The 331-nt window shown below is 37.5% G+C and carries 1 protein-coding gene; it reads right to left on the bottom strand.

Annotation, left to right across the window (positions count from 1 at the left end):
* The coding region (locus EYW48_RS22055) for a sugar phosphate nucleotidyltransferase (protein WP_277433100.1) at positions 1-331 on the bottom strand (331 nt) is incomplete at both ends.

Raw genomic sequence — 331 nt, 5'->3', positions numbered from 1 at the left:
TCCACATCTTTTAATAACTGGTTAAAAAGAAAATCAACATTGAATAAATAATTGCCCATTGAAGCCAAACACTTATTCGGTTTATTCGGAATTTCATTAGGTTGAGCTGGTTTCTCATCAAAAGCGACTATTTTGTTTTTGGAATCTACGGTCAGAACACCAAAGCTGCCTGCTGCTTCTTCAGTATCAACTTCTAGGCAACAGACTGTCATATCTGCGTTATTTGCCACATGCTCCGCTAGTAGAGTGCCGTAGTCCATACGATATACATGGTCACCAGACAGAATTAGAATGTACTTGGGTCTATGTGAACGAATTATATCAATATTTT

The organism is Vibrio sp. 1180_3, assembly GCF_029478545.1.
In the GTDB taxonomy this organism is placed as follows: Bacteria; Pseudomonadota; Gammaproteobacteria; order Enterobacterales; family Vibrionaceae; genus Vibrio; species Vibrio aestuarianus.
Note: the sequence above shows the minus strand (reverse complement) of the source record. Positions and strands in the feature narration are given on the sequence as shown.